This is a genomic window from Streptosporangiales bacterium (assembly GCA_009379825.1).
Classification (GTDB): Bacteria; Actinomycetota; Actinomycetes; order Streptosporangiales; family WHST01; genus WHST01.
In genome coordinates this window covers 1-3,859 of the sequence record WHTA01000159.1, presented here as the reverse complement: position 1 = coordinate 3,859, position 3,859 = coordinate 1, and the positions used below count along the sequence as shown (strand labels likewise).

Genomic DNA, 3,859 nt, shown 5'->3' with positions numbered 1-3,859 from the left:
CCGCGCCGTTCCCGGATGCGGGGATGCCTGGGGCTCCCGCGCCGTTCCCGGATGCGGGGATGCCTGGGGCTCCCGCGCCGTTCCCGGATGCGGGGATGCCTGGGGCTCCCGCGCCGTTCCCGGATGCGGGGATGCCGCCGCAGCAGGACGTGCCTGGTGCTCCCGCGCCGTTCCCGGACGCAGTGCCCGGTGGGCCCGGTGAGCCGCCGGCGTTCCCGGACTTCGGGCAGCCGCAGGAGCCGTACGCCGTGGCACCGGGTGAGCTGGCTGCGCCCGTCGACGCCGGCAGCGACTTCGCTGTGCTGCCGGGGATGGACCAGCAGGAGGGCATGCAGCCCGCGGTAGGCGTGCTCGTGCTCGACGACGGCCAGACGTACACGCTCGACCAGAGCTACGTCATCGGCCGCGAGCCCGAGCCCAGCCAGGAGGTGCTGAGCGGGCAGGCGGCCCCGGTGCGGATCCAGGACCCGGACGCACTCGTGTCCAGGGCGCACGCCATGGTCTCGCTGTCCGGGTGGGACGTGCAGGTCGTCGACCTCGGCTCGGCGAACGGCACGTTCGTGTTCTCGCCCGGCTCGGTGGACTGGGCGCAGGTGCCGCCGCACCAGGCGACGGTGATCACGCCCGGCACCCACATCGCGATCGGCGGGCGGACGTTCTCGTACGAGTCGCACGGCGCCTACGAGGCCCAGCCCGCGTACTGACCCGGCGTCGGGGTAGTCGGCGCGGGAACAACTGGGCGTGGCAAACTGTTCCGTTGGCATCCCAGCACCGCTTCCCGCCGCGCAGACCGCGCGGCGAACCGGCGCTGATGAAACGAGGAGAGAACGTGAAAGCTGGTATTCACCCGGAGTACGTCGAGACCACCGTCACCTGTACGTGCGGCACGACGTTCACCACCCGTAGCACGGCCAAGAACGGCGTCATCCACGCGGACATCTGCTCGAACTGCCACCCGTTCTACACCGGCAAGCAGAAGATCCTGGACACCGGTGGCCGGGTCGCGCGCTTCGAGTCCAGGTACAAGAACCGCAAGAAGTCGGGTAACTAACACTCGGACGATCAGCGAGCTCGGCCGCTGGATCAAGGGAAGAGGCAGGCGGCGATGAGCGCCTTCGAGGTCGTCGACGAGCTCGCCACCGAGTACACCGAGCTGGAGCGGCAGCTGGCCGAGCCCGAGGTGCACTCGGACCAGGCGCGGGCACGCGAGCTCGGCCGGCGTTACGCCGAGCTCGGCCGCATCCTGCAGGTGTACCGCGAGTGGCAGGACACCGACAGCGACCTGCAGGCGGCCGTCGAGCTGGCGGCCGAGGACTCCAGCTTCGGCGGCGAGGTCGAGTCGTTGCGTGCGCGAAAGGCCGACCTCGAGGAACGGCTGCGCCGGCTGCTCGCACCCCGCGATCCCGCCGACGACAAGGACGCCATCGTCGAGATCAAGGCGGGGGAGGGCGGCGAGGAGTCCGCGCTCTTCGCCGGCGACCTGCTCAGGATGTACACCAGGTACGCCGAGCAGCACGGCTTCAAGACCGAGCTGCTCGACGTCACCGAGTCCGACCTCGGCGGCTACAAGGACGTCTCGCTGGCCGTGAAGGTGAAGTCCGGCGCCCAGCCGGAACCCGGCGAGGGGCCGTACGGGCTGCTCAAGTTCGAGGGCGGCGTGCACCGGGTGCAGCGGGTGCCGGTGACCGAGTCGCAGGGCCGGATCCACACCTCGGCCGCCGGTGTGCTGGTGGCGCCGGAGGCCGAGGAGTACGAGGTCGAGATCGACGAGAAGGACCTGCGCATCGACGTGTTCCGCTCGTCAGGTCCCGGCGGGCAGAGCGTCAACACCACGGACTCCGCGGTACGGATCACGCACGAGCCCACCGGGGTCGTCGTGTCGTGCCAGAACGAGCGCAGCCAGCTGCAGAACCGGGAGCGTGCCATGCGCATGCTCCGCGCGAAGCTGCTGGCCATCCGGCAGGCCGAGGCGGAGGCGGAGCAGGCGGCCGCCAGGCGCAACCAGATCCGGACGGTGGACCGGTCGGAGCGGGTCCGCACGTACAATTTCCCGGAGAACCGCATCTCCGACCACCGCACCGGGTACAAGGCGTACAACCTCGACCAGGTGCTCGCCGGCCAGCTCGGGCCGGTGATCCAGTCGCTGACGGACGCGGACTCCGCGGCCAGGTTGGCGGCGGCGCAGGGTTGACGGTGGCTCGCACGGTGCCGATGGCCGACCTGCTCTCCGCCGCCACCCGCCAGCTGGACGAGGCGGGGCTGCCCAGCCCGCGGGTCGACGCCGAGCTGCTCGCCGCGGAGGTCTTCGACATCCCGCGCGGCCGGCTCGCACTGACCGACCAGGTGCCCGCCGACCGGGCGCAGGCGTACACGGCCGCGGTCGCCAGGCGCAGCCGGCGCGAACCCCTGCAGCACATCACGGGCACCGCGTACTTCCGCCGGCTGACGCTCGCCGTCGGGCCCGGCGTGTTCGTGCCGCGGCCGGAGACCGAGCTGCTCGTCGACTGGCTGCTCGACGCGCTCGCCGGCCGCCAGCGGCCCCGCGTCGTCGACCTGGGCACCGGCAGCGGCGCGTTGGCCCTCGCGGTCGCGACCGAGCTGCCCACCGCCGAGGTGCACGCCGTAGAGGCGGACGCCACGGCGCTGGCGTGGGCACGGCGCAACCAGGAGGCGATCGGCTGCACCGTCGCGCTGCACCACGCCGACATGGCCACCTGGACGCCGTCGTGGGCGGGCACCGCAGACGCCGTCGTCGCCAACCCGCCGTACGTACCGGCCGCCACCGAGGTGGACGCGGAGACCGCCCACGACCCGGTGGCTGCGGTGTACGCGGAAGGTGCCGGCCTCGCCGGCGTTGCGCTGGTGGCGGCCGCCGCGGCCCGGCTGTTGCGGCCAGGGGGCGTGCTGGCCTGTGAGCACGACGCGAGCCAGGGGGAGTCCGCGCCGGCCCTGCTGCGCGATCTGGGAGGCTGGACCTCGATCATCGACCACCGTGACCTGGCCGGTCGGCCGAGGTATGTCACGGCGTCCACGGATGTGGGAGGACGGACGATCTGGTGAGCCGCACTTACGACTGCCAGCAGCGGACGGAGCGCGAAGACGGCGTGCGAGCGGCCGCGGAGGCCGTGCAGCGCGGTGAGCTCGTGGTGTTGCCCACCGACACCGTGTACGGGGTGGGCGCGGACGCGTTCACCGGGGAGGCGGTGAGCGCGCTGCTCGCCGCGAAGGCCCGCGGCCGGGACATGCCGGTGCCGGTGCTGGTCAGCTCCGAGGCGATGCTGTCGGGTATCGTCTCCGACCTCGGCGCGGACGCCGAGGTGCTCACGAAGGAGTTCTGGCCAGGCGGCCTCACGGTGATCGTCACGCACGCACCGTCGCTGGCCTGGGACCTCGGGGAGAGCAGGGGCACGGTCGCGGTGCGGATGCCGCTGCACCCGGTCGCGCTCGAGCTGATCGCGGAGACCGGGCCACTGGCGGTGAGCAGCGCGAACGTCTCCGGCAGCCCACCGGCGAGCACGGTCGACGAGGCGGTCGAGCAGCTGGGGGAGAGCGTGGCCGTCTACCTCGACGGCGGGCCGTGCATCGACTCGGTGCCGTCCACCATCGTCGACCTCACCGGGGACGTCCCTTACGTCCGCCGCGAGGGTGCGGTGACGCTCGACGAGCTGCGCGCGGTGGCCCCGGCGGTGCAGCTGCCTGAGCCCGCCGACGATGCCGACGACTAGATGAGTGATTCCTTGAAGGGTGTGGTCGGCGCGGCTGCGGAGACGTGGGGCGGAGGGTGTTCAAGATCGATGTGTGACCAAAGAACTGAACACCCTCCTGACAGCACTGTATGTGGTGGTCGACGATCACGTGG

General features: G+C 71.9%; 5 protein-coding genes. All 5 read left to right on the top strand.

Features of this window, described 5'->3' with window-relative positions:
* Window positions 1-23: 23 nt before the first annotated feature.
* Window positions 24-704, top strand: a complete 681-nt coding sequence (locus GEV07_30770) for an FHA domain-containing protein (protein MQA06892.1) — start codon at window positions 24-26, stop codon at window positions 702-704.
* Between the two features lie 125 nt (window positions 705-829).
* Window positions 830-1,051 carry a 50S ribosomal protein L31 gene (rpmE, locus tag GEV07_30765; GenBank protein ID MQA06891.1) on the top strand — a complete coding sequence of 74 codons (222 nt, stop codon included), beginning with the start codon at window positions 830-832 and terminating at the stop codon, window positions 1,049-1,051.
* A 54-nt stretch (window positions 1,052-1,105) separates the two neighbouring features.
* Window positions 1,106-2,191: a peptide chain release factor 1 gene (prfA, locus tag GEV07_30760; protein ID MQA06890.1), complete on the top strand. Its 1,086-nt coding sequence runs from the start codon at window positions 1,106-1,108 to the stop codon at window positions 2,189-2,191.
* Window positions 2,192-2,211: 20 nt separating this feature from the next.
* Window positions 2,212-3,060, top strand: a complete 849-nt coding sequence (gene prmC / locus GEV07_30755; GenBank protein MQA06889.1) for a peptide chain release factor N(5)-glutamine methyltransferase — start codon at window positions 2,212-2,214, stop codon at window positions 3,058-3,060.
* Window positions 3,057-3,725 carry a threonylcarbamoyl-AMP synthase gene (locus tag GEV07_30750; GenBank protein MQA06888.1) on the top strand — a complete coding sequence of 223 codons (669 nt, stop codon included), beginning with the start codon at window positions 3,057-3,059 and terminating at the stop codon, window positions 3,723-3,725. The genes prmC and GEV07_30750 overlap by 4 nt, the downstream gene beginning before the upstream one ends.
* Window positions 3,726-3,859: the final 134 nt, after the last annotated feature.